Below are 22,914 nucleotides of genomic sequence, written 5' to 3'. Positions count from 1 at the left end.
ACGTCAAGAGGTTTCGAACAATGTCCGACTGGCCGAACGTCACGATCTCCCCACATGTATGGGGGAGTTGGGGGCATGCGGGTGGTACCCAGCGTGACCACCTCAGACAATCGAAGGGACGGGCGCCATGCTCGCCATCATCTCCGCGGTCCTGTTCTTCATTTCCTTTCTGATCAACGCCGCGGACATCTCCACCAACGACACCTTCACCTCGACGAACATCATGCTGCTCGGCCTCATGGTGCTCGCGCTGCACCTGGCGGGCATCGGCAGCGGCTGGAACGTGCGCGGCCGCAGGTGAGCCGCCTCAGACGCGGGGCAGCCCCCAGCGGGGTGCTGCCCCGTTCGGGCGCACGGGCGCCACGCTCAGCTCCGGACGGTCGCCCTTGGCCGTGACGATCGCCGACTCGCCCCTGCGCAGGGCTGTACGGACCGTGCCGTCGCCGACGTCCTCGTGGCGCAGGGGTCGGCCTCGCCCGTCCCGCACGTCGACCGGCCCCACGATCCCGTGGCGTACGAGGCAGGGGGCGCCCGCCTCGCTGACCAGCCGCACCCAGCGGGTGACACCCCCCTGACGGACCGCGCTGAGCAGGAAGGCGCCCTGGGTGCGGAAGTCGTGCACGGCGAGGTCCTTCCAGGCGGCGGGTACCGCGGGGAACACCCGGACGACACCGCCCCATGACTGGCACACCATGTCGTGCAGTGACTGTGCCGCCGACAGCGGTGTCTCGATGACCGGCCCCGACTCCTGGTACATGGTGTTGGGCTGGATGAAACGGGTCATCAGCTCGCCCAGGTACGCCAGCGCGTCCTCGCCCTTGCGGAGCAGGGCCGACATGGAGGCGGCGCCCGTGAAGGTGTAGCCCTGCAGGGCGCCCTCGAAGCCCACCCAGTGCGCCAACGACCGCTCGATGAGGGCGCGTTCGTCGGGCGAGCGGCCGGTGACCTCGTACAGCGGGTAGACCGCGAGCAGATGCGAGTAGTGGCGGTGCGACTTCGCGAACGGGATGTCCGCGCCGATCATGAAGCCGTTCGCGTCCGTCGGGTACGGCGCCCTTCTCGTCAGCACCTCACGCCAGCGGGGTGCCAGCGGGTCGTTGACGCCGAGGAGTTCGGCGGAGTCGAGCAGCGTGCGGCAACCCCAGGTCAGGAGCATCAGGTCGTAGTTGCAGTCGCGCGAGTCGCCGCCGTACTCAGGGGAGAAGGTGGCGGGCAGGTGCAGTTTGCCGTCCGGGCCGGGCTCCAGGAAGTGCAGGTAGTAGTTGACCGCCTTGCGCAGCAGGGGGAACAGCACGTCCCGGAGGACCGACTCGTCCATGGTGTGGCGGTAGCTGAGCCAGACGTTGTGCAACGCCCAGGTCAGGTTGCCGACTTCGGGGGCGGGCGGGTCCTGGCCGGGGATGCCGACGCCGTAGCCCATGAGGGGGCTCGCCGCGCCGTTGACCAGGTGGGAGTCCGTGGTGCGCGGGATGCCCAGTGAGTCGGTGCGGTACGGCGTCGGCGTCTCCTGGGCCAGGTTGTCCCGGAACTCGCTCAACGCCCTGGTGACGGCGTCCAGTTCGAGATGGTTGGAGCCGTGGATGAGCCAGTACTCCAGTTGGACGTTGAGGTTCCACCAGGTGTTGGGCCAGGGTGTGGGCTCCAGCCAGGGGCCGCTCGTCGCCATCACGGGGGCGTCGCGGCGGGCGGCGGAGGCGGCCTTGTACAGCTGGATCCAGTAGAAGCGCTGGATACGGGCGTCGGGGAGTGACAGGAAACTCTTGCGGTAGTAGGCGCGCCACCAGGCGCGATGGTCCAGGGCAAGGGCGGACCAGGGGAGTGGTTCCGTCCGGCGGACCGTCTGGAGGGCCCGTCCCAGGGCCGTGGTCCCGGGGTGCGAGTGCGCGACGTGCGCGTACAGCGTCCGTGTCCTGCCCCTGGCCCGCTCCCGCCATGCGGTGACGTGCTGTCCGCCCGCCAGCAGCGGCTGCACGGCGGCGGTGATCCCGTCGTGGTCCGTGATCCGGGCGGGCGGATTGCCCTGGTAGCCGTCCGGCAGGGGCTTGAAGGCGGCCCGTGGGCTGATCGCTTCCGCCGGATGGAACACCCAGCGGAAGTCGCGCTCCCCCTCGCTCGGGGTCACCTCGACGGCGAGGACCGAGCGGTCGTTGTGGACCAGGGCGCGCAGGACCAGGGTGCCCCGGTCGGTGGTGAGCGTGCCGGTCAACTCGGCCTTGCGCAGGGACAGTCGCCAGTCGAGGCCGGTGATCGCGCCCACCGGCTCCAGGGTGAAGTGCCCGACCGGCAGCCGGGCGAGGCCGAAGAGAGACCCGAACTCGGGCCGGTGGTCCTGCACTTCGGAGTGCTGGACGGTGAAACGCACCGCCGACGAGGTGGCCCCCGGTTCAGCGTAGATCCCCGAGCCGAGGAAGCCGTTCCCGAGGAAGGGGCCTTCGTACCAGGCCGTCGGCATCCGCTGCCAGACGAGGTCGGCGTCGTCGAGAACCGTGCGCCAGGGGTCGCCGGATGCCGGGGCGGACGCCTGGGCCGATGCGACCGGGTCGGCCGCCACCGGGGTGGCCCCGGCACGCTCGGCCGCCGTCGCCCGCGTGGCGGCCAGGGCGGATGTCAGGAGTGCGCCACTGAGGGCGGATCCCGTGGCGAGGACGGAACGCCTGGACGGATCGGGCGCGGAGGGGCCGGACACAGTGCCTCCAAGCGGGCTCAGTGAGCCGAGTCATCGGAGCTATTCCGCGACGCAACATAGAGTTGGGGTTGCTGTGCGTCAATGGAGCGGGATAGATCCGATGTGTTGTCACGGTCCCTGAAGCCAGGCCCGGGTGCCGAACGACGCACACGCCCCTGAGGCCACCGCCGCCGCGGAGCGCAGGGCCTGCTCGAAGCCGTACGGGGTCATGTGCCCCAGACTGGAGAGGCGATGGGTGAGTGCCCCATGGAGGACGTCACCCGCGCCGAGTGTGTCCGCGACCCGGACGGCTGGCACGTCCACCGTGCCGGCGCTCTCGGGGCCCACCCACTCGATGGGCCGGCCTCCGCGACTCACCGCCGACCAGAGAACGCCGTGCTCCCGGAGGAACCGCAGGACGTCCGCCGGGGTGTTCGTGCCGGGCGGCCGGAAGTCGTCCGAGCAGACGGCCACGTCGATCGACGGCAGCAGGTTCTCCGTGCCGGGCTTCCAACTGCCCCCGTCGAGAACGGTTCGCCGGCCCGCGGCCCGCGCGAGACGGGCGGTCGCCGTCGCCAGCCCCATGTGGTGGCCGTCGAACTCGACGATGTCGCAGGCCGCCACCAAAGCGTCGAGACCGTCCGGCGGCGTGAGCCGGTACCCGGCCGCGTTGGTCGATGCGACGGCGCGGTCCCCGCTCGACCCGGTGACCAGAACGGAGGACACGGCGGGCGGCTTCGTCGACTCGGCCGCCAGGTCAGAGACGTGCACGCCCAGCCCGCGCAGGTCCGCCGCGACCGCGACGCCCAGCGGATGGGAGCCGATGCCGGTCAGCAGTCTGGCCGTGCCGCCCAGGTGGCTGAAGGCCACGGCCGCGTTCGCCGCCGGACCGCCCGCGGCCACGACCTGCTCACGGGCCGTCAGTTTCTCGTCGGAGTCCGGCACATGGTCCACGAGCTGAATGACGTCGAGCGTGCACAGGCCGACGAACAGCCCCTCGGGAGGTCGGGCGTTCGTCGGCCTGCGCATCTTTCGCCACCTCTTCCGGCTCGCGGCCTTCAGCCCGCCGCCCGCTTCACTAGCTCGCCGATCCGCGCCTCGTCGGCCGCGGTCAGCTTCGTGAGCGCGAACGCGGTCGGCCACATCGTGCCCTCGTCGAGGTTCGCCTTGTCGTTGAAGCCGAAGGTCGCGTACCGCGCGTTGAACTTCTCGGCGCTCTGGAAGAAGCAGACGACCTTGCCGTCCTTGGCGTACGCGGGCATTCCGTACCAGAGCTTCGGTGCCAGGTCCGGGGCGGCGGCCTTGACGACGGCGTGGATCCGTTCGGCCATGAGCCGGTCCGAGTCCTGCATCTCGGCGATCTTCGCGACCACAGCCGCCTCCTCCTCGGCCGCCTTGTCGGCGCGCGAGCTGCGGCGCGCCGACGCCTTGACCTCCTGGGCGCGCTCCTTCATCGCGGCGCGCTCCTCGGCGGTGAACGTCTCGGTCTTCTTCGTCGTCCCGCGGGTGCTCGTCATGTCGGTTCCTCCGGGTCTGCGGACGGTCAGGGCCATCTTCGCGCCACTACGCCATGGCGTTCAGCCCCACGCGCCGGCCATCTGCCGGGTCGTGGCGTTGAGCCGGTTGAACAGGTTCGTGACGCCGATCATCAGGACGATCGCGGCGAGCTGCTTCTCGTCGAAGTAGGTGGCGGCCGTGTCCCAGACCTCGTCGCTCACCGCGTCGGGACGGTCGGCAAGGCGGGTCGCCGCCTCGGCCAGCGCGAGCGCCGCCCGCTCCTCCTCGGTGAAGTAGGGGGCCTCCCTCCAGGCGGCGACCGTGGCCAGCCGCTCCTCGCTCACTCCCGCCTTGCGGCCCGTCTTGGCGCCGGCGTCGACACACGCGCTGCATCCGTTGATCTGGCTGACCCGCAGATGCACCAGCTCCAGCGTCTGTACGTCCACCCCACCGGAGTGCACGGCCTTGAAGAGCTGCTGGATGGGCTGCATGGCGTCGGACAGGACAACGGCGGGGTTCTGCATACGGGACTGCATCAGGAATCTCTCCTCTGTCGGGCTGTGCCCCGTTCCTGCGGGGTGTGATTCCATCTCAGCCGAGAGAGCTTGTCAGGACGACGGTCCTGGGACACCGTGGGACAGCCGAAACGGCCTTGAACAGGCACGATCCAGCCCGGAAGAGTTCTGCCGGGGCGGGACAGGGGGCGGGGGACAGTGGTGGAGCACGACAGCGCAGGGGGCGGCGACCCGCAGGAGGAGCTGGCCGCGCGGCTACGGCTGCTCCAGGAGCTGTCCAAGCGAGGTGTACGGGCCCTCGCACGGGACGCCGGTCTCAGCTCGTCGTCCCTGTCCCGGTACCTCAGCGGGCAGACCGTACCGCCCTGGCCCGCGGTGATCGCCCTGTGCCGGCTCGTCCAGCGCGACCCCCGCCCACTGCGCCCCCTGTGGGAGCGCGCCTCCCACCCCCTGCCGGCGCCGCCGAAGACCAGCCGCCAGGTTCCCCCGCCGTCGCCGCCCGCCGGGGCCCCGCGCCCGCCCCGCAACGACCTCCCGCGCGACGTGCCCGACTTCACCGGCCGCGAGGCCCAGCTCGCGGCCGTGCTCGACGGGGTGGCCGGCAGCCGGGTGATCGCCGTCGACGGCATGGCGGGCGTCGGCAAGACCTGCCTGGCCGTGCACGCGGCGCACCGGCTCGCCGCCGACTACCCGGACGCCCAGCTCTACCTGGACCTGCACGGCTTCACCGAGGGCCGCAGGCCGCTCGACCCCGACCGCGCCCTGCGGACGCTGCTCGCCGCTCTCGACGTGCCCTCCGAGAAGGTCCCTCAGGACGGCGGGGTCGAGGAACTGGCCGCCTATTGGCGGTCCGAACTGGCCCACCGGCGGGCCGTCGTGGTCCTCGACAACGCCGCCGACGCCGGCCAGGTCCGCCCGCTCCTGCCCGGTGCCGGACCCTCCGTCGCCCTCATCACCAGCCGCAACCGGCTGCTCGGCCTGGACGAGGTCCCGCCGGTGTCGCTGGACGTGCTGACCGAGCGGGAGAGCGCCGAGCTGCTGGCCCGCGCCAGCGGCGAGACCGGCGACGGCGAGGGGCGCCTGGCCCGTGACCCCGGGGCCACGGCCGAGGTCCTGCGCCTGTGCGGCCATTTGCCGCTGGCCCTGCGGCTGGCTGCCGCCCGGCTGCGGCACCGGCCCGGCTGGACGGTGGGCATCCTGGTCGAGCGGATGGCGGAGGGGGCGAGCGAGTTCGACACCGCGTTCGCCATGTCCGTACGGCAGCTGGACCGCGCCAAGGCCCGGCTGTTCCGGCTGCTGGGCCTGCTGCCGGGCTCCTCGTTCGACGAGCACGTGGCGGCGGCACTGGCGGACGTACCGCTGCGCAGTGCCCGCGCCATGCTGGAGGACCTGTTGGACGCCCACCTGGTCCAGCAGCCGGCGCCGGGCCGCTACCGCCTCCACGACCTCGTCCACCAGCACGCCCGCCGCGCCACCACGGAGCAGGACTCCCCGGCGGACCGGGACCGGGCCCTGACCCGGGTGCTCGACTACTACGTGCACGCGGCGGCCGCAGCCGACGCGGCGATGCCGTTCCTGTCGTCGAGCCGCGAGGCCTCCGTGGACCGCCCGCCGACCGAACTGCCGCCTTTCCACGACAAGATCGCGGCTCTCGTCTGGTTCGGCACCGAGTACCTGAACCTGCTGGCCGCGTTCGAGGCGGCGGAGGACGCCGGGGCCGACCGGCACATGTGCGAGCTGCCGCGCTTTATGCGGACGTACTTCGCCCGGCGCTGCGGCACCACGATGCTCAACGGCCTCTTCGAACGGTCCCTGGCCGCCGCGCAGCGCCTCGCCGACCCCCTGCAACTGGCCGAGGCGCACAGCGACTTGGGCTTCGCCCGCTACAACGCGGGCCGCATGGCGGAGGCGGCCGCCGCCTTCGAGGCGGCGGCTCCCCTGGTGCTGCGCTCGGGGGACCTGTGTGTCGAGGCCGAACTGGCCATGCGTCGCGGCTACCTGAGATGGGACGAGGGATACGTGGAGGAACCGCTGGACCTGTTCCGGCTGGCCGGGAAGCTGTACGCGGACGCCGACTGCCCCATGGGCACGGCCCACGCGACGGCGTACGAGGCCTGGGCGCTGCTGCAACTGGGGCACCGTGAGGAAGCGGCGCGGCTGGCCCGTACGGCGCTGGAGGTCCCGCACGCCGACGGAGCCTGGCCGCCCACCCTGACGGCCCTGATCACGCTGGGCGTGGCCATCGCCCATGAGGACCCCGACGAGGCCGCCGAGCACCTGCACCGGGCGCTCGCCCTGGCCCGCGAGGACGGCCACAAGCACAACGAGGCGTGGTGCCTGAACTGCCTCGGCGTCGCCCTGCGCCGGATGGGCCGCCATGAGGAGGCGCTGGCGAGCCACGAGCAGGCGTTCGTGCTGCTGGACGAGCTGTTCGAGGAGCACTGGAAGATCCACTTCCTCAGCGCCTACGGCGAGACCTGCCGCCTGGCGGGCCGGCCCGACCAGGCCCTGCGCCTGCACCGCCAGGCCCTGGAGCTGGCCCCGAAGCTCGGCCACCGGCACGCGGAGGCACTGGCCCACGAGGGCATCGCGGCGGTCCTCGACGAGACGGATCCGACGGCGGCGGCCGAACACCGGGCGGCGGGCCGGGCGGTCCTGCCGGAGCCCGGGTCCGGGGTCTGAGACGCCGAAGTACCGGCAGGGGTCCCCCTGTGCCCACTTCCGCCTTGCCAAAGCGGAACCGCGTTCCGTATCGTTTGCGGAACGGGGTTCCGTTTTGCTGTCACGGCCATGGAGGAACACGCTCATGCAGTACCGCACCTTGGGCCGCACCGGTGTGCAGGTCAGCTCCCTCGCGCTCGGCGCGATGAACTTCGGCAGGATCGGCCGCACCACCCAGGAGGAGGCCACCGCGATCGTCGACGCCGCTCTGGAGGCAGGCGTCAACGTCATCGACACCGCCGACATGTACGGCGACGGCGAGTCGGAGGAGATGGTCGGCAAGGCCATCGCCGGCCGCCGCGACGACATCGTGCTGGCCACCAAGGCCGGCCTGCCCATCGGTGAGGAACGCAACCACCGGGGCGGTTCGCGCCGCTGGCTGGTCACCGAACTGGAGGCCAGCCTGCGCCGCCTCGGCGTCGACCACGTCGACCTGTACCAGATCCACCGCTGGGACCCGAACACCGGCGACGAGGAGACGCTGTCGGCCCTGACCGACCTGCAACGCGCCGGAAAGATCCGCTACTTCGGTTCCTCCACCTTCCCCGCCTACCGCATCGTGCAGGCCCAGTGGGCCGCCCGCGAGCACCGGCTGAGCCGCTACGTCACCGAACAGCCCAGCTACTCCGTCCTCCAGCGCGGCATCGAGGCCCACGTCCTGCCCGTCACGCAGGAGTACGGCCTCGGCGTACTGGTGTGGAGCCCGCTGGCCTCGGGCTGGCTCTCGGGCGCGATCCGCGAGGGCCGGGACATCAGCACCCACCGCTCGGGGTTCCTGCCCGAGCGCTTCGACATGACCCTCCCCGCCAACCGGACCAGGCTCGACGCCGTCGAACGACTGGCCAAGGTCGCCGAGGACGCGGGCCTCACCCTCATCCAGCTCGCGCTCGGTTTCGTGACCGCACACCCCGGCGTGACCAGCGCCCTCACAGGCCCCCGCACGATCGACCACCTCCACGCCCAACTCGCCGCCGCGGACACCGTCCTGACCCCCGACGTACTCGACGCGATCGACGAGATCGTCGCCCCGGGCACGGACTTGGCTCCGCAGGAGAACCACGACACCCCGCCCGCGCTCCTGGACCGGTCACTGCGTCGTCGCTGACGGGCGGGAGCCCCGTACGACGGAGGGCCCGCGGTCGATTCGGGTCGGTCACTCGCGCGACCGTCTCACGGCTGCGGACAGCGTCCTGCCGGGCCGGTGTGCTCGACGCGATCGTCGCCCCCGTGTGACCCCGCACGGTCGACCCCGTCCACGCCCAACTCGCCGCCGCGGAGATCGTCCTCACCGCCCATGTGCTCGACGCGATCGGCGAGATCGTCGCCCCCGGCGTGACCAGTGCGCAGCGTAGGCCCCGCGCGGTGGGACTTCGCGCCCGACTCGCCGCCGCGGACACGGTCCTGACCGTCGATGTGCTCGATGCGATCGGCGAGTCGCCGCCCGGACACCGGCCCGGCCCCGCCCGAGAACCACAACACGCCGCCCCCACTTCTCGACCCGTCACCCCGCCGCTGACCGGCGGGGGAGACCCTTACGAAAGGGACCCACCGCCCATGCCGCATCACCCCCCTCCCAGCTTCGGGATCATGACCGCACCCATGCAGGTCGACTACCACGACATCCTGCGGGTCTGGCGCGAGGCGGACGCCGTTCCCGCCATCGAGCACGCCTGGCTCTTCGACCACCTCATGCCGATCGGCGGTGACCCCGACGGGCCGGCCTACGAAGGGTGGACGCTCCTCGCGGCCCTGGCCGCCCAGACCCGACGGCTACGGCTCGGTGTCATGGTGACCAGCAACCGCTTCCGGCCGCCCGCGATGCTGGCCAAGATCGCCACGACGGTCGACATCGTCTCCGGCGGCCGGCTCGACTTCGGCATCGGTGTCGGCTCCCGCCCGGACCACCCCCTGGCGAGGCGCGAGTACGAGGCCCACGGCCTGCCCTTCCACGACTCCGCGCACGCCGTGGCCAGCCTCGCCGAGGCCTGCACGGTGATCAAGCGGCTGTGGACCGAGGAGAAGCCCTTCGACCACCACGGCACCCACCATCACCTCACCGGCGCCTTCGGCAACCCCAAACCGGTCCAGCGCCCCCACCCCCCGATCCTCATCGGCGGCCGCTCGTCAGCGACCCTGCGCACAGCGGCCCGTCACGCCGACCTGTGGAACATCCCCGGAGGCGACATCGACGACGTCACCCGTCGCAGCGCCCTGCTGGACCGCTACTGCGGGGAGATCGGCCGCGATCCGGCCGAGATCACCCGCTCGATCCACCTGCCGGTCTCCTACGACCGTCCGGGCCCCACCCGCGACGCGATCAGCGAGGCGATCGACGCCGGCTTCACCCACATCGTGCTCGGCCTGCCGTCGCCGTACCCCGCCCACGTCGCCCGGTGGGTCGCCGACGAACTCGTCGGCCCCTCGGCCCGACCGGTCACTTCCAGCCGTACGCGTACGCCGCCACCCACGTGATGTCGAGCTGCGCGCTGCTGCCCGGCGCCGCCCCCGGACCCTCCAGAGCGCTCTCGTTCTGGAGCACCCAGGACAGGGGGAGGTCCGGCACGCCACGGGTGTCATGACCCGTCAGCCGGCCGTCGACGAAGAACCGGACGTGGCCCGGCGTCCACTCGGTGGACACGGTGTGCCACCGCGTCCAGTCGTCGCTCCCCGGGAAGTAGCCCTGCTCACCGCCGCCGCAGGGGTGGTGGAAGGAGCTGAGGGTGCCGGTCCACTCGCCCTCGGGGTGGTCCATCTCGCAGCCCCCGCCGTAGTGCAGCCACGCGGACTTGTACCCGGGAGCCGGCTTCGTGACCTTGATGCGCGCGCTGTACTTGCCGTACTTCATCTGCATCACCGCACGCGGCACCAGCGCCGCGGCATGCACGGGGCCACCGTCCGCGGGCCGCCACATCCGGATCGACATCCGCCCGTCGCCGTCCGCCGCGGGACCGACGCTCACGGTGTCCTCCGGGTGGTAGACGCCCACCACGTTCCGCCCCCGACTGGCGGCCGTGTCGGGCCAACCCGTCGGATACGCCCACCAGTTGTCCCGGTACTTCCCCTTCAGGCCCCCGCAGTGGGCCGCGGAGGTGTCGACGTCGTGCTCGCAGTCGCTGAACGACCCCAGCGGCACCCGGTCGCCGTTGAAGTCCTCCGCGAGGACCTGCCAGAAGGGCCCGCAGTCGCCACGGGGAAGGCGCGTGGCGGTGGTCCGGCAGGCGTCGGCCGGAGCGGGGGCCCCGTCGGCCCGGGGGAGGCCGAGGAGGCCGCCGCCCACGAGCAGGAGGCTCGCGGCCGTCACCAGGATCCGCTTGTGGTGGTGCGGCGCTGCGTGTGAACCCATCCCAAGGCTCCTTCAGGCGGCCGACGCCGTCCCCCCTTGCCGCGCGGAGCACCGGAAGGCCATGAACCGCGGCGGAGCGGACCGCACTTCGCGAAGAGACATCCTCGCCCGCCGCGCCGCGCGGCGCCATCCCCAGGACGCGCCGCGAACCGGAGGGCCCGCTCCGCCGGCCGCCTCAGAACTCGCTGTCGATGCCGGTCACGACCGCCGGGCCCAACGGGGCGTCCTGCTCTTCCAGGCCGCTGTCCCGCAGGGCCCCGGAGACCAGCCGTACCGCTTCGGCCTCCGCCTGCAACCGGTCCGGGGCCTCGACCTCCACCCGGGCGGCGAACATGCCGTCCTCCTCGACGGACAGCACACTCAGCTCCTCGCTCTCCCCGAGATCGGTGTTCCTGGGGTCCTGAGGCCGAAGCCTTCGTCCGATGTCCGAGCGGACGCTGTCGGGCACTCCCCGCAGGAAGGTGCCGGGGACGGTGATGACGTAGGTGGTCACGGGGACTCCTTTCTGACGTCCTACCCGGTTCCCCGTGAGACCGATCGGAACCGAAGGCGCACGGCTTCGGATGTGGAGGAGGCGTGTCGCCCACGGTGGTTTTCTGGAACCGTCCCCGCATGGTCACGCCGGTCGGGGGTAAGCGCGGCCAGAACACTGAATCTCGGGATGGGCGGACGATGACGACGTCGGTGACGGCTGGCACGGGTACGGCGGAGCTGGAGGGGGAGGACCCCGCACGGGGTGGCATCGAGCTCAGCCACGTCCTGCGTGACACCGACGGGCACCTGCACATCCCCCCTGGCCCTCGCGAGGAACTGACCGGGGAGTGAAGATCGCTTACGAGGAGCAGGACTGGCGAGGCGGCCGCACGGCCCCGCCTGAGGACCGGCCCACGGGTGGACGCGCTGTCCACCGCCGTGGGCGACGGGTGAACATCGGATCGTCGCTCTGACCGTGTACCCGGCGTTGTCCTGGGCAACGGCCGGCGGCAGGCGACAAGTATGGAGTGGGGAGGCCGGGACGAGAGTGATCTCGGGGACTGAGGCTGCCGCATTGGTGTCGACGGCGGCAGCCGGTGCCGAGACGGCGTGGGAGCACCGGGAGCCGTCGGTTCTCCTCGTGGAGGACGATCCCGGCGACGCGATGCTCGTGGAGGAACTGGTCGTCGACGGCGCCGTGAAGATGCGGCTGCGATGGGTGCGGTCGATGACCGAGGCCGCCGAGGTGCTGGCCACCGAGACACCCGACTGCGTCCTGCTCGACCTGCACCTGCCGGACGCCCAGGGCCTTGAGGCGGTCTCGCGGGTCCAGCGGCTGGCCGAGCAGGTGGCCATCGTGGTCCTCACCGGCCTCGCCGAGGAGCAGACCGGACTCGCCGCGGTCGCGGCCGGCGCACAGGACTACCTGGTCAAGGGCCGGGTCGAGCCCGAGCTGTTCGGGAGGGCGGTGCGCTACGCGATCCAGCGCAAGCAGACCGAGCAGGCGGCGGTGGCCCTCCAGGCCGGCGCGCTCCAGGCGCAGGAGAACGCCCGCCTGGAGCGTGGCCTCCTGCCCCGCCCCCTGCTGCGCGCCGAAGGCGTCCAGGTGGTGGCCCGCTACCGGCCAGGACGCGCCCAGACGCTGCTGGGCGGCGACTTCTACGACATCGTCCAGAGCGCCGACGGCACCCTCCACGCCCTCATCGGGGACGTCTCCGGGCACGGCCCGGACGAGGCGGCCCTGGGAGTGGCCCTGCGGATCGCCTGGCGCACCCTCGTCCTCAGCGGGATCACCGGCGCACAGCAGATGGCCCGCCTGGAGGAACTGCTGATGGCCGAGCGGGCCCGTGACGAGGTCTTCGCGACCCTCGTGACCCTGGCCGCCGTCCCGGGAGAGCAACAGGCCCACGTCGTCCGAGCCGGTCATCACGGCCTGCTCCGGCGCAGCGGGACGGACGTGGAATGGGTCGAGGTGCCCGGCGGACCGGCCCTGGGCATGGTCCCGGGCGGCGCGAGGTGGCCGACCGCGGAACTGGCTGTGCCGGCGGGCACCTCGGTGGTGCTCTTCACCGATGGCCTCTTCGAGGGGCACGTGAGCCGGGGCACGGAACGCCTCGGCGAGGAAGGACTGCTGGCCCTCGCCCGGGAGGGAGCCGCCCTGGAGCCGGAGCCCTTCGTGGACCGGCTGATAGAGAAGGCCGAGAGCCTCGCCGAGGCGCGGGGCGGCCTCGCCGACGACGTGGCCGTCGTCCATCTGAACTGGAACTGAGTGAGTGGGAGCACGGTGTCGGACCGCATGGTGAGGCGAGGGATGGGCGCGGTGTGGAGGGGGCGTCGACTGACGGTGCAGGGGTGGTTCTACCTGCTGCTGGCCGTCATGACGCTGCTGGTGGTGGTCGGCAGCGTGGTCGGCGCCGGTCTGCTCGGCCGGACGGCGGAGGTGAGCGACCAGCTGCTGCGCCGTACCCAGCCCGCCCAGACCGAGGCGTACCGGCTGCAGGCGGCCCTGGCCAACCAGGAGACGGGCGTCCGCGGTTACGCGATCTCCGCCGACCGGCAGTTCCTCGCCCCGTACACCCAGGGCAAACGCGACGAGGCGGGCTCGGCCGCCCGGCTGCGCGAGTTGATCGGCGACCGGCCCGAACTGCTGGCCGACCTCAGGGCCATCGAAACCCAGGCGGCCGACTGGCGCCGCACCTACGCCGAACCCCTCGCCGCCTCGGTCTCGCCAGGCCGTCCGAAGCCGCTGGACCAGCGGAAGGCCGATCAGGGCAAGAAGGAGTTCGACCGGCTGCGCACCCTGTGGGCCCGGCAGAACACCGACCTGGCGAAAGCGGTGGAGAAGGGCCGTGCCCATCTCATCCATGAACGGCACGTGCGCGACTCGGTCCTGGCGGGCATGGTCGCGGTCTTCCTGCTGGCCGGAGTCGCCTGCGCCGTCCTGGTCCGGGTCCTGGTGACCCGCCCGCTGGAGGCGCTGGCCACGGCGTCCAGGCGGGTAGCGGGCGGCGACTTCTCGTACGTCATCACCGGCGGCGGCCCGGCCGATCTGACGGCGGTGGCCAATGCCGTCGAAGGCATGCGCTGGCATGTCGTGGCCGAACTCGAGGCATCCCGCGCACAGGAGCAGGAGCTGACCAGGCAGGCCGCCGACCTGGACGCCCAGACCGAGGAACTGCGCCGCTCCAACGCGGAACTGGAGCAGTTCGCCTACGTCGCCTCCCACGATCTCCAAGAGCCGCTGCGCAAGGTCGCCTCCTTCTGCCAGCTGCTGGAGAAGCGTTACGGCGACGTCCTCGACGACCGTGGTCGGCAGTACGTCGACTTCGCCGTCGACGGGGCCCGGCGCATGCAGGTCCTCATCAACGACCTGCTGACCTTCTCCCGGGTCGGGCGGGTCAACGACGCCCGGGTGCCGGTCGGTCTCGACCAGGCGCTCGACAAGGCGCTGGCCAACCTCGGGACAGCCGTCGAGGAGTCCGGCGCCCGCGTCGACCACCCGGAGCGGCTGCCCGAGGTCGTCGGGGACCCCACCCTGCTGGCCATGCTCTGGCAGAACCTGGTCGGCAACGCCCTCAAGTTCCGCCATCCCGACCGCACCCCGCACGTCTCCATCACCTGCGGAACGGACCCCGACGAACCCGACAGCCTGCTGGTGTCCGTCACGGACAACGGCATCGGCATTCCCGAGCAGTTCACGGAGAAGGTGTTCATCATCTTCCAGCGGCTGCACGGCCGGGACGCCTACGGTGGTACCGGCATCGGCCTGGCACTGTGCAAGAAGATCGTGGAACAACATGGTGGCAAGATCTGGATCGACACCGCACACACGGACGGCACGCGCTTCTGCTTCACCCTTCCGTCCATCGCCGAGAGCCCGGAGGCGTCCGGTATCGGCACCGAGGAGAAGGTCCTGACATGACCACCCCAGGCGCGAGCCCCATCGACGTGCTCCTCGTCGAGGACGACCCCGGCGACGAGCTGATGACCCGTGAGGCGTTCGAGGACAACAAGATCGGCAACACGCTCCATGTGGTCCGGGACGGCGAGGAGGCACTGGACTTCCTCTACCGGCGCGGCGACCACACGGACGCGCCTGAGCCCGACCTCATCCTGCTCGACCTCAACCTGCCCAAGTACGACGGCCGTCAGGTCCTGGAGAAGATCAAGTCAGACCCGGAGCTGGCCCACATCCCCGTCGTCGTCCTCACCACCTCCGCGGCCGAGGAGGACATCCTGCGCAGCTACAAGCTGCACGCCAACGCCTATGTCACCAAGCCGGTGGACCTGGACCAGTTCATCGCCGCGGTCCGTCAGATCGACGACTTCTTCGTCCAGGTCGTCCGTCTGCCCCGCCACTTCTGAAGCCGCTGCCCGACCGGTGGGCCGTAAGGGAACCCGCCCCTGCCCACCCGGTCGGCGACGGAGAGCTCATCCGCGCTCGCGGAGGTACGCCTCCAGCTCCGCGGCCCCGGCCGGTATCGCCCGGCCGCGGGCGGAGAGCCGGCTCCGCCGGTCGCGCAGCGCGTCGTGAAGCGGCTCAAGGGTGCCGGCCTCCCGCACCTGGCGTCCAGGCACCGCACCTGATCGCGGAGACCTCGCGCGACGACTGGGAGCGGGCGTGCCTGTACGACCGCACGGCGGCCGGTCTGCCGCGCTACCACCACGGGATGGCCGACACCTCGCCGGCCCGTATGACGCGCCTGTGCGCGCTGCGGGACTCGATGACGGCCCACAACCCCCTATCCCTCGACGCGCGCGGGCCTGTACTCGTCCACGCCCACAACTCCCATCTCCAGCGCGAGAAGAGCTCGATGCGGATGTGGGAGGGTCGGGTGGTGGAGAGCCGGCGCGCTGGTGAGCGCGCGGCTGGGTGAGGAGTACGCCTTCGGGGCCACGGCCCTCTACACGATCCGCCACCAGGGAGTGGACGCACCGCCCCGGGACACCGTCGAGGGACTCCTGTACGCCCTCCCGCAGGGCCACTGCCTCATCGACCCCCGGCGCCTGACCACCGCACTCGGCGAGACACCGCCCGCGCCCCGCGTGTCCCCCTGGTTCGGCTACGCCCCGCTCGATCCGGCCCACTCGGCGGCCATCGACGGCCTGGTGTTCGTCAAGGACGTCCCGCGGAGCTAGCCGCTGCCGTCCTCCGATCGGTCGAACCCACGTATCAGTGACCGTTATTCGTTCGAACCTACGAACTTCCCGCATAGTGGGTTACTGATCGCGCCCCGCACTGGTAGGAAACCTTCCTAACAACCAGGTCTGGACCAACTCTCCACCCCCCACCTCCACTTGGAGCCCCCGTGGAACCTGACACAGTGCACCCGGCCGCCCACCCGTCCCGCCGCACCCTCCTCGCTCTGATGGGAGCGGCGACCTGCGCCGGGATGCTCAGCTCCGTGCCCGCCGCGGCGGCGTCCGCGGCCGCACCGGGCCTCGACGACCCCGCGAAGAAGGAGATCGCCATGAAGCTGGTGTCGAGCGCGGAGAACTCCTCGCTCGACTGGAAGGCGCAGTACCGGTACATCGAGGACATCGGTGACGGCCGCGGGTACACCGCCGGCATCATCGGCTTCTGCTCCGGCACCGGAGACATGCTCGACCTCGTACAGCTGTACGCCGACCGCAAGCCCGGCAACGTCCTCGCCAAGTACCTGCCGGCGCTGCGCCGCGTCGACGGCACCGACTCCCACGCCGGCCTGGACCCGAACTTCCCCGCCGACTGGCGCAAGGCCGCCCAGGACACGGCGTTCCAGCAGGCGCAGAACGACGAACGCGACCGTGTCTACTTCAACCCCGCCGTAAGGCAGGGCAAGACGGACGGGCTGCGTGCACTCGGCCAGTTCGCCTACTACGACGCCATCGTCATGCACGGCGACGGCGGTGACGCGACCAGCTTCAGCAGCATCCGCCGCCGGGCCCTGCGCACGGCCAAGCCCCCGGCCCAGGGCGGCAACGAGACGACGTACCTGAACGCCTTCCTCGACGCACGCGTGTGGGCGATGAAACAGGAGGAGGCACACAGCGACACGAGCCGGGTCGACACCGCCCAGCGCGTCTTCCTGCGCAAGGGCAACCTCGACCTGAATCCGCCCCTGGACTGGAAGGTCTACGGCGACAGTTACCACATCGGCTGACGGGGAAGGGGCGACGGCCCGGTGCGCCACAGCGCCGGGCCGTCGCCGCTCCCGGAAAGCGCGCCGACGACGCCATGCCGTTAAATCGCTCTCGGCGCAGCGTGTTTGCCGTCGGAGCGAGCGGTAACGCGATGTCCATGAGTGAATCGAACGAGCAGACGAACCAAGATTCCGCGAACACTCGGACCGCGGCGGCGAAGGCCCGGCGTACCACGGCGAAGGCCACCGCCCCGGCCACCAAGGTGGCGAACAAGGCGGCCGCGAAGACGGATGACGCCGCGTCAGCGGGCAAGGAGGTGACGGAGCGCACGGCCAAGACGGTGAGTGGAGCCGCGCAGACCGCGGCCAAGAGCGTCGAGGCCGGCCGCCAGACCGTCATTGCCGCCTCCGGGCAGGCGGCTGCCGTCGCCAAGACGGCCTGGACGGTGATCGCCCAGCGCAAGATCATCGCGGCGGGCCTGGGCGCGGGCCTGACCGCGCTGACCGCCACGTCCTACGCCGTCGGGCGGCGCGCCGGACGTCACACGCACGGTCCGATCACCCGCCTGACCGGCGGTCGGATCTGACGCGGCAGGGTGGGCCCGGAGGCATTCCTTCGCGGCGCGGGCGTACCGACTCCTTGTCACCGTTCCTGTGACAGCAGGTCGTTGAGCCGGGCGCCCGCCGCCCACCGCCGCAGAGCGGACCCGTCGAGCAGGCGGATCGTCCGCTCCCGGTGGGCCCACCGGATGTCGCGGGCGGTGAAGACACCGCGATGCACGACCAGGCGCAGAGGCGACACCTGGTCCCCGCGGTGCGCGTGGGGATGCGGCACGTCCTCGTCGGGCAGGGGTTCCGCCACCGGCCGGAAGGCCACGTCGATGCGACGCCCGGCCGCGTCCCGGGCGCACAGGCGCGGCCGGTCCGGCGCGGGCACCAGCCGCACCCGCCACCCGTCCCGGCGCAGCATCCGGGCCACCGCCAACGCGAGTTGCTGGGTGTCGAGTTCGAGCAGCTCGTCCTCGGTGTAGTAGCCCAGACGACGGCGTGCGCCGGGGCGCCCGTGCCGTATCGCGACCGTGACGACCACGGTCAGGACGACGACACCGGCGACCGGGACGCCGATCCCGGCGGCGCGGTACCCCGCGGCGAGCACGGCCGCCACCGCGCACACGGCCACCAGGACACCCGCGAAGGCGGGCAGCACGTCACGCAGCCTGGGGCCGTAGCGTCCCTGGTCCCGCAGCGCACGCACGACATGCCGTTTGCGTGATCGGCGCGACGGGGAGGGGCCGGATGTCCACGATAGGCGTGCCACAGCCCCAGCCCTCCCCATGCCGCCGGTCCGCACCCGTCATTTCACGGATACCCAGCGCGCCGCCAAGTCCCGTGCGGGCAGGGCGAATTCGGCCACGTTCACCCAGCGCACGGAAGCGTCAGGGGGCGCGCCGAAAAGCGTCAGGACGCCCCCTGCCCCGGAGCGCCACGACCTCGCACGGACAGGTCCGCAGACAGGGGCGGTCACGGCCCCGCGCCACGCCCCGCGCCGACCCGGTTGCGAGTACTCGCTCACACGCGAGGCTGGATACATGGTGACCGGGGCACACGGGAAGGACAGGACGGCCGAGCGAACACGTCACAGACCGGCTGCGAGCGGCGGCCGACCGGCGAGGAGAGGAAGACATGGCAGGGGCGGACGACACGGGGACCCTCGGGAGACGACCCCCGACTGCACCCGCGGCGGGGCTCGCCGCCGCGCTGGAGGCCATCGGGACCGCGGCGTACGTCGTGGACGAAGAAGGCCACGTCATCGCCGTGAACACCCGCGCCGAAGAGTTGCTGGTCCGCCCCGCCGAGGAGTTCCACGGCCGCGACGCGCACGACCTGCTGCACCGCGACGCCCACGGCCACGCCCTGCCGCGCAGCCGGTGCAGCATGCGCCAGGCCTTCCACGCCGGGCGCACCGCCCAGGCCGAGGGGGATCACTTCGAGTGCGGCGACGGCTCCCTGCTGCCCGTCTCGTGGCTGATCACGCCGTACGACGTGGACGGCCGGGTGGTCGGCACGCTCGTGCTCGTCCACGCCCAGCGCCTGCCGGAGACCGACAGTCCGCCCGAGACGGCGGCCGGGTCGATGCCGGAACTCGAGCGCCTCGCCCTGCTGGCCGAGACCACCACCCGTCTGACGTCCACGCTCGACGTCGAGGAGACGCTGCGGCGGCTGGTGGCCCTGGTGGTGCCCCGGCTGGCGGACTGGGCCGTCGTCGACCTGATCACCGAGCGCGACGAGGTGTGGCGCACCGCCGTCGTCCGCGCGGAGGGCGACGCCCTGGTGCGTCACGAGGACCTTGAGGGGCCGATGCCGCCGATCCCGGAGGAGTCGCCGATGCCCCTGTCCAGGGCGCTGCGCGGGGTCGCCTCCACCCTGGCCGGCCCGCAGACCTACGAGCGGGACCCGGACTCCGGCATAGCGGTGGAACAGCGCCGCCTGTTCGAGGCCACCGGCATCCGCTCCGCCGCCATCGCCCCCATCCGCAGCACGCGTGCCGTCCTGGGCGCCCTCACCCTGGGCCGGGACAAGGACCCGGTGGACTTCACCTCCGTCGATCTCCCGCTGATCGAGGACATCGCCCGCCGGGCCGGTCTGGCCCTGGACAACGCGCGTCTCTACCAGCGTCAGCGCAAGGTCGCCGAGACCATGCAGAACCACCTGCTGCCCCAGATGCCTCGGGTGCCCGGGCTGCAGATGACGGCCCGCTACCTGCCCGCTCCCGACGCCTCACAGGTCGGCGGCGACTGGTACGACGCCTTCACCCTCTCCGACGGCGCCACCGCGCTGGCGGTCGGGGACGTCGTCGGCCACGACCTGGAGGCCGCGGCGGGCATGGCACAACTGCGCAACATGCTCCGCGCCTACGCCTGGGCCCACCAGGAACCGCCGAGCCGCGTCGTCGCCCGGCTCGACGCGGCGGTCATGCACATCACCGACGTCACCATGGCCACCATGATCTTCGCCTGTGTGGAGGAGCGGGACGACGGCCACTGGGAACTGACCTGGACCAATGCCGGCCACCCGCCGCCCCTCCTGATCAGCCACGACGGCCTGGCCCACTACCTCACCGACGGCCACGGCATCCTCCTCGGCACCGGCGTTCGCGCACCCCGCACCGACGCGACCGCCCTGCTGCCGCCCGGCTCCACGCTGCTGCTGTACACCGACGGCCTCATCGAGGCAGCCGGCCGTTCCCTCGACGAGGGGCTCGGGCACCTGCGCCGGCACGCCGCCGCCCTGGCCCACCGTCCGCTGGCCTCCTTCACCGACCAGGTGCTGCGCCGCGTGCGGCACGTCCGCAACGACGACGACGTCGCCCTGCTCGCCGTACGGACGCCCGGCAGATCGTGACCCTGACCACCGGCCCGGCACCCGGACAGGGCGTCGCCCGTCAACCCCCCGCGCCACTTCGGCGTCCCCTGACCGTGATAGACAACGCCCGTGGGCCCACGGGCCGTTTGCGCCCGCCATCCGGGCGACCGCTCGACAACAGGACTTGGTGCCAGTGATTCTGAAGACCTTTCGCTGGGCGTTCGCGGTCACCGCGCTCGGCCTGGCCGCAGGAGTGCTGTACGACGGCTGGGCCGCGTTCGGCATCGTGGCGATCCTGGCCGTGCTGGAGATCTCGCTGTCGTTCGACAACGCCGTGGTCAACGCCGGAATCCTGAAGAAGATGAACACCTTCTGGCAGAAGATCTTCCTCACGGTCGGTGTCCTGATCGCGGTGTTCGGCATGCGGCTGGTCTTCCCGGTCGTGATCGTCGCGATCACCGCGAAGCTCAATCCGTACGACGCGGTCCAGCTCGCCCTGACCGACAAGGACCGCTACCAGCAGCTGGTCACCGACGCGCACCCGGCGATCGCCGCGTTCGGTGGCATGTTCCTGCTGATGATCTTCCTGGACTTCATCTTCGAGGACCGCGACATCCAGTGGCTGGCCTGGCTGGAGCGGCCGCTCGCCAAGCTCGGCAAGGTCGACATGCTGTCGGTCTGCATCGCCCTGGTCGTCCTGCTGGTCACCGCGTTCACCTTCGCCACCCACGCCCACCAGCACGGCGGCGCCCACGCCGACAAGGCGCAGACCGTCCTGATCTCCGGCATCGCGGGCCTGATCACCTACCTGGTCGTCGGAGGCCTCTCCGGCTACTTCGAGAACAGGCTCGAGGACGAGGAGGAACGCGAGGAAGAAGCCCGACGCTCCGGCGGGACCGGCTCGCCGGTCAAACTGGCAGGGCAGGCCGCGTTCTTCATGTTTCTCTACCTGGAGGTCCTCGACGCCTCCTTCTCCTTCGACGGCGTGATCGGCGCGTTCGCCATCACCAACGACATCGTCCTGATGGCACTGGGCCTGGGCATCGGCGCGATGTACGTCCGGTCCCTGACCGTGTACCTGGTCCGCCAGGGCACCCTCGACGACTACGTCTACCTGGAGCACGGCGCCCACTACGCCATCGGCGCCCTCGCCGTGATCCTCATGGTCACCATCCAGTACCAGATCAACGAGATCATCACCGGCCTCGTCGGAGTGGTCCTGATCGGCTGGTCCTTCCTGTCCTCCGTGCGCCGTAACAGGCGGCTCGCGGCGACCGAGGGGGCGACGGAGACGGACTCGGTCCCGGTGCCGTAGGCCCGACGCGTCCGCCCCGCCGTCGGCCTCGCCGCCCGTCTCTGCCATGCCCACGGCGAACCGGGGCATCCGACGGGGTATGAAGGCGATGCCGACACGGCGCGTGACGCGCCTGATGGTGGTGCTGGCGCTGCTGCCCCTCGCCGGGGCCTGCAGCGACGATCACGACGGGGCGTCCGGTGGCCCGCCGGCGGCGGGAACACTCCGCGTCGCAGGCTCCGGCGAGCAGGTGGTGATCGCCACCGACAACGGCCTGCGGCTGCGCCCGGCAGACGGCCGCGGCGTTACCGTCGACGACCGCGTCGACGAGCACTGGTTCCACCACGGGAAGGTGTGGACGCTCGACCTGTCGTGCGCCCACCGGACCACCGGCGACGAGGCCTGCCCCCGGATGCCGTACGTGGAGATCCCCGACGGCGTGAGCGTCACGGCCACCGCCCGCAACGCCGGCGTCGACGTGGCGGGCGTTGCCGCCGCCCTGGACATCACGACCGTCAACGGCGATGTGACGGTGACCCGTTCCGGACGCGACGACGCCGATGTACGGCTGTCCACCCGCAACGGCTCGGTGCGCGCGACGAGCGTCGAGGCACGGCAGGTGCACGCGGCCACCACGAACGGTGACGTCGTCGTCGGATGTGCCGCGGTGCCCTCGGGCGTCAGCGCCGCGACCGTCAACGGCTCGGTCGACGTCACCGTGCCCCACGACAGCCCGCCCTACCGGGTCAGCGCGTCCACCGACAACGGCCGGGCCACCGTGGGCGTCCCCGTGCGCGACGCCGACCGGACCCACAGCATGACGCTGACCACGGTCAACGGGGATGTCGACGCCCGCCGGGACTGACCCCCGGCCGATCACGTCGGCGAGCGAATGTTGAAGATGCCGGCAGTGGTTTGAGCTTGTTTCGCCAGGGCAGACGGCGGGTCAGGTGCTTGGGATCACAGGCCCACCGCGGAAGCGGCCGATTGCGGCTCTCCTTGGTGCGTGCCGCCGAGGCCTCTCCCGCGACACTCCGAGTGACGCGGCGGACGCGGACCGCCCGCACTCCCACTGCGTTGAGGAGCGAATCATGCTGATGGCCCACCCTGCCCTTCTCACCGACCTGCTCGAGCGCTACGAGGCGCTGCACATCCTGCACGCGGAGGACGGCAGCGCCGGAGCGCGTCAGCGCCTTGAGGACGTGTCCTACACGCTGTGCATCGCCACGGGCACCCGCGACATCGAATCCGCCCTGGCAGCGGCCCGCCGTCAGGTGTCCGGCACCCGCCCCAAGGACGACTCACTGGTGGCGGGCGCATGACGTGAGTGGCGAGACCCGATCGGGTACTCGAGGGATCCGCCGAACACCGGCCGGAGGCGGCCCGCCGTACCAGGGGCCGCCCCCCGCCGAGAACCCGAG

General features: G+C 71.6%; 23 protein-coding genes and 1 pseudogene. 15 read left to right on the top strand and 9 right to left on the bottom strand.

What is annotated here, in order from left to right; genetic code table 11:
• The first annotated feature begins 127 nt into the window (after positions 1–127).
• Positions 128–301 carry a hypothetical protein gene (locus tag RKD20_RS02695; RefSeq protein WP_020120174.1) on the top strand — a complete coding sequence of 58 codons (174 nt, stop codon included), beginning with the start codon at positions 128–130 and terminating at the stop codon, positions 299–301.
• A 6-nt stretch (positions 302–307) separates the two neighbouring features.
• On the opposite strand, the gene RKD20_RS02690 is transcribed toward RKD20_RS02695, so the two are convergent.
• The 4 genes from RKD20_RS02690 to RKD20_RS02675 all read right to left on the bottom strand — a co-directional run bounded on the left by RKD20_RS02690 (position 308) and on the right by RKD20_RS02675 (position 4,698).
• The gene (locus tag RKD20_RS02690; protein WP_424876199.1) at positions 308–2,686 is read right to left on the bottom strand and encodes a glycosyl hydrolase family 95 catalytic domain-containing protein; all 2,379 of its coding nucleotides are present in this window, start codon (positions 2,684–2,686) and stop codon (positions 308–310) included.
• Positions 2,687–2,794: 108 nt separating this feature from the next.
• Complete coding sequence (locus RKD20_RS02685) at positions 2,795–3,694, bottom strand: PfkB family carbohydrate kinase (protein WP_424876198.1); 900 nt, start codon at positions 3,692–3,694, stop codon at positions 2,795–2,797.
• Positions 3,695–3,723: 29 nt separating this feature from the next.
• Positions 3,724–4,182, bottom strand: a complete 459-nt coding sequence (locus tag RKD20_RS02680) for an iron chaperone (RefSeq protein ID WP_424876197.1) — start codon at positions 4,180–4,182, stop codon at positions 3,724–3,726.
• 60 nt (positions 4,183–4,242) lie between these two features.
• The gene (locus RKD20_RS02675; RefSeq protein WP_424876196.1) at positions 4,243–4,698 is read right to left on the bottom strand and encodes a carboxymuconolactone decarboxylase family protein; all 456 of its coding nucleotides are present in this window, start codon (positions 4,696–4,698) and stop codon (positions 4,243–4,245) included.
• A 177-nt stretch (positions 4,699–4,875) separates the two neighbouring features.
• Here RKD20_RS02675 and RKD20_RS02670 point away from each other — a divergent pair, with 177 nt between their 5' ends.
• Positions 4,876–7,359, top strand: a complete 2,484-nt coding sequence (locus tag RKD20_RS02670) for a tetratricopeptide repeat protein (RefSeq protein ID WP_424876195.1) — start codon at positions 4,876–4,878, stop codon at positions 7,357–7,359.
• Positions 7,360–7,483: 124 nt separating this feature from the next.
• Entirely contained in the window at positions 7,484–8,503 is a 1,020-nt protein-coding gene (locus RKD20_RS02665; RefSeq protein WP_424876194.1) for an aldo/keto reductase, read from the top strand.
• 65 nt (positions 8,504–8,568) lie between these two features.
• Here RKD20_RS02665 and RKD20_RS02660 read toward each other — a convergent pair whose 3' ends face one another.
• Positions 8,569–8,877: a hypothetical protein gene (locus RKD20_RS02660; protein WP_424876193.1), complete on the bottom strand. Its 309-nt coding sequence runs from the start codon at positions 8,875–8,877 to the stop codon at positions 8,569–8,571.
• 75 nt (positions 8,878–8,952) lie between these two features.
• Between RKD20_RS02660 and RKD20_RS02655 the strand changes: the two genes are divergently transcribed.
• On the top strand, positions 8,953–9,870 hold the full coding sequence (locus RKD20_RS02655; protein ID WP_424876192.1) for an LLM class flavin-dependent oxidoreductase: 918 nt from the start codon (positions 8,953–8,955) through the stop codon (positions 9,868–9,870).
• Here RKD20_RS02655 and RKD20_RS02650 read toward each other — a convergent pair.
• Both RKD20_RS02650 and RKD20_RS02645 read right to left on the bottom strand, forming a co-directional pair.
• The gene (locus RKD20_RS02650) at positions 9,833–10,741 is read right to left on the bottom strand and encodes a glycoside hydrolase family 16 protein (RefSeq protein WP_424876191.1); all 909 of its coding nucleotides are present in this window, start codon (positions 10,739–10,741) and stop codon (positions 9,833–9,835) included. The two genes, RKD20_RS02655 and RKD20_RS02650, sit on opposite strands and share 38 nt — an antisense overlap.
• Before the next feature lie 175 nt (positions 10,742–10,916).
• Positions 10,917–11,234, bottom strand: a complete 318-nt coding sequence (locus RKD20_RS02645; RefSeq protein WP_424876190.1) for a hypothetical protein — start codon at positions 11,232–11,234, stop codon at positions 10,917–10,919.
• A gap of 191 nt (positions 11,235–11,425) precedes the next feature.
• Between RKD20_RS02645 and RKD20_RS02640 the strand changes: the two genes are divergently transcribed.
• The 4 genes from RKD20_RS02640 to RKD20_RS02625 all read left to right on the top strand — a co-directional run bounded on the left by RKD20_RS02640 (position 11,426) and on the right by RKD20_RS02625 (position 15,079).
• Positions 11,426–11,566, top strand: coding sequence for a hypothetical protein (locus RKD20_RS02640; protein WP_424876189.1), 141 nt, complete (start codon positions 11,426–11,428; stop codon positions 11,564–11,566).
• 223 nt (positions 11,567–11,789) lie between these two features.
• Positions 11,790–12,983 (top strand): PP2C family protein-serine/threonine phosphatase, encoded by a 1,194-nt coding sequence (locus RKD20_RS02635; RefSeq protein WP_424883128.1) that lies wholly within the window; start codon positions 11,790–11,792, stop codon positions 12,981–12,983.
• Between the two features lie 42 nt (positions 12,984–13,025).
• Entirely contained in the window at positions 13,026–14,636 is a 1,611-nt protein-coding gene (locus RKD20_RS02630; RefSeq protein WP_424883127.1) for a sensor histidine kinase, read from the top strand.
• Positions 14,633–15,079, top strand: coding sequence for a response regulator (locus RKD20_RS02625; RefSeq protein WP_020120186.1), 447 nt, complete (start codon positions 14,633–14,635; stop codon positions 15,077–15,079). The genes RKD20_RS02630 and RKD20_RS02625 overlap by 4 nt, the downstream gene beginning before the upstream one ends.
• A gap of 66 nt (positions 15,080–15,145) precedes the next feature.
• Here the strand turns inward: RKD20_RS02625 and RKD20_RS02620 are convergent, their stop codons facing one another.
• Entirely contained in the window at positions 15,146–15,292 is a 147-nt protein-coding gene (locus RKD20_RS02620) for a hypothetical protein (RefSeq protein ID WP_424876188.1), read from the bottom strand.
• On the opposite strand from RKD20_RS02620, the pseudogene RKD20_RS02615 reads away from it, so the two are divergent.
• The 3 genes and pseudogenes from RKD20_RS02615 to RKD20_RS02605 all read left to right on the top strand — a co-directional run.
• A pseudogene (locus RKD20_RS02615) lies at positions 15,286–15,853 on the top strand (erythromycin esterase family protein); the annotation flags it as partial. The gene RKD20_RS02620 and the pseudogene RKD20_RS02615 overlap by 7 nt on opposite strands.
• Before the next feature lie 230 nt (positions 15,854–16,083).
• The gene (locus tag RKD20_RS02610; RefSeq protein ID WP_424883126.1) at positions 16,084–16,857 is read left to right on the top strand and encodes a chitosanase; all 774 of its coding nucleotides are present in this window, start codon (positions 16,084–16,086) and stop codon (positions 16,855–16,857) included.
• 131 nt (positions 16,858–16,988) lie between these two features.
• Positions 16,989–17,423 (top strand): hypothetical protein, encoded by a 435-nt coding sequence (locus RKD20_RS02605; RefSeq protein WP_424876187.1) that lies wholly within the window; start codon positions 16,989–16,991, stop codon positions 17,421–17,423.
• Positions 17,424–17,479: 56 nt separating this feature from the next.
• On the opposite strand, the gene RKD20_RS02600 is transcribed toward RKD20_RS02605, so the two are convergent.
• The gene (locus RKD20_RS02600; protein ID WP_424876186.1) at positions 17,480–18,091 is read right to left on the bottom strand and encodes a hypothetical protein; all 612 of its coding nucleotides are present in this window, start codon (positions 18,089–18,091) and stop codon (positions 17,480–17,482) included.
• A 428-nt stretch (positions 18,092–18,519) separates the two neighbouring features.
• On the opposite strand from RKD20_RS02600, the gene RKD20_RS02595 reads away from it, so the two are divergent.
• The 4 genes from RKD20_RS02595 (at position 18,520) to RKD20_RS02580 (ending at position 22,815) form a co-directional block, all read left to right on the top strand.
• Entirely contained in the window at positions 18,520–20,238 is a 1,719-nt protein-coding gene (locus tag RKD20_RS02595; RefSeq protein WP_424876185.1) for a SpoIIE family protein phosphatase, read from the top strand.
• 154 nt (positions 20,239–20,392) lie between these two features.
• On the top strand, positions 20,393–21,514 hold the full coding sequence (locus RKD20_RS02590) for a DUF475 domain-containing protein (protein WP_424876184.1): 1,122 nt from the start codon (positions 20,393–20,395) through the stop codon (positions 21,512–21,514).
• 79 nt (positions 21,515–21,593) lie between these two features.
• A complete protein-coding gene (locus tag RKD20_RS02585; RefSeq protein ID WP_424883125.1) occupies positions 21,594–22,358 on the top strand; it encodes a DUF4097 family beta strand repeat-containing protein in 765 nt (254 codons plus the stop codon).
• 226 nt (positions 22,359–22,584) lie between these two features.
• Positions 22,585–22,815 carry a DUF5133 domain-containing protein gene (locus RKD20_RS02580; RefSeq protein WP_424876183.1) on the top strand — a complete coding sequence of 77 codons (231 nt, stop codon included), beginning with the start codon at positions 22,585–22,587 and terminating at the stop codon, positions 22,813–22,815.
• Positions 22,816–22,914 lie beyond the last annotated feature (99 nt).

Source organism: Streptomyces sp. SLBN-8D4, assembly GCF_049739545.1.
Taxonomy (GTDB): domain Bacteria; phylum Actinomycetota; class Actinomycetes; order Streptomycetales; family Streptomycetaceae; genus Streptomyces; species Streptomyces canus_C.
Note: the sequence above shows the minus strand (reverse complement) of the source record. Positions and strands in the feature narration are given on the sequence as shown.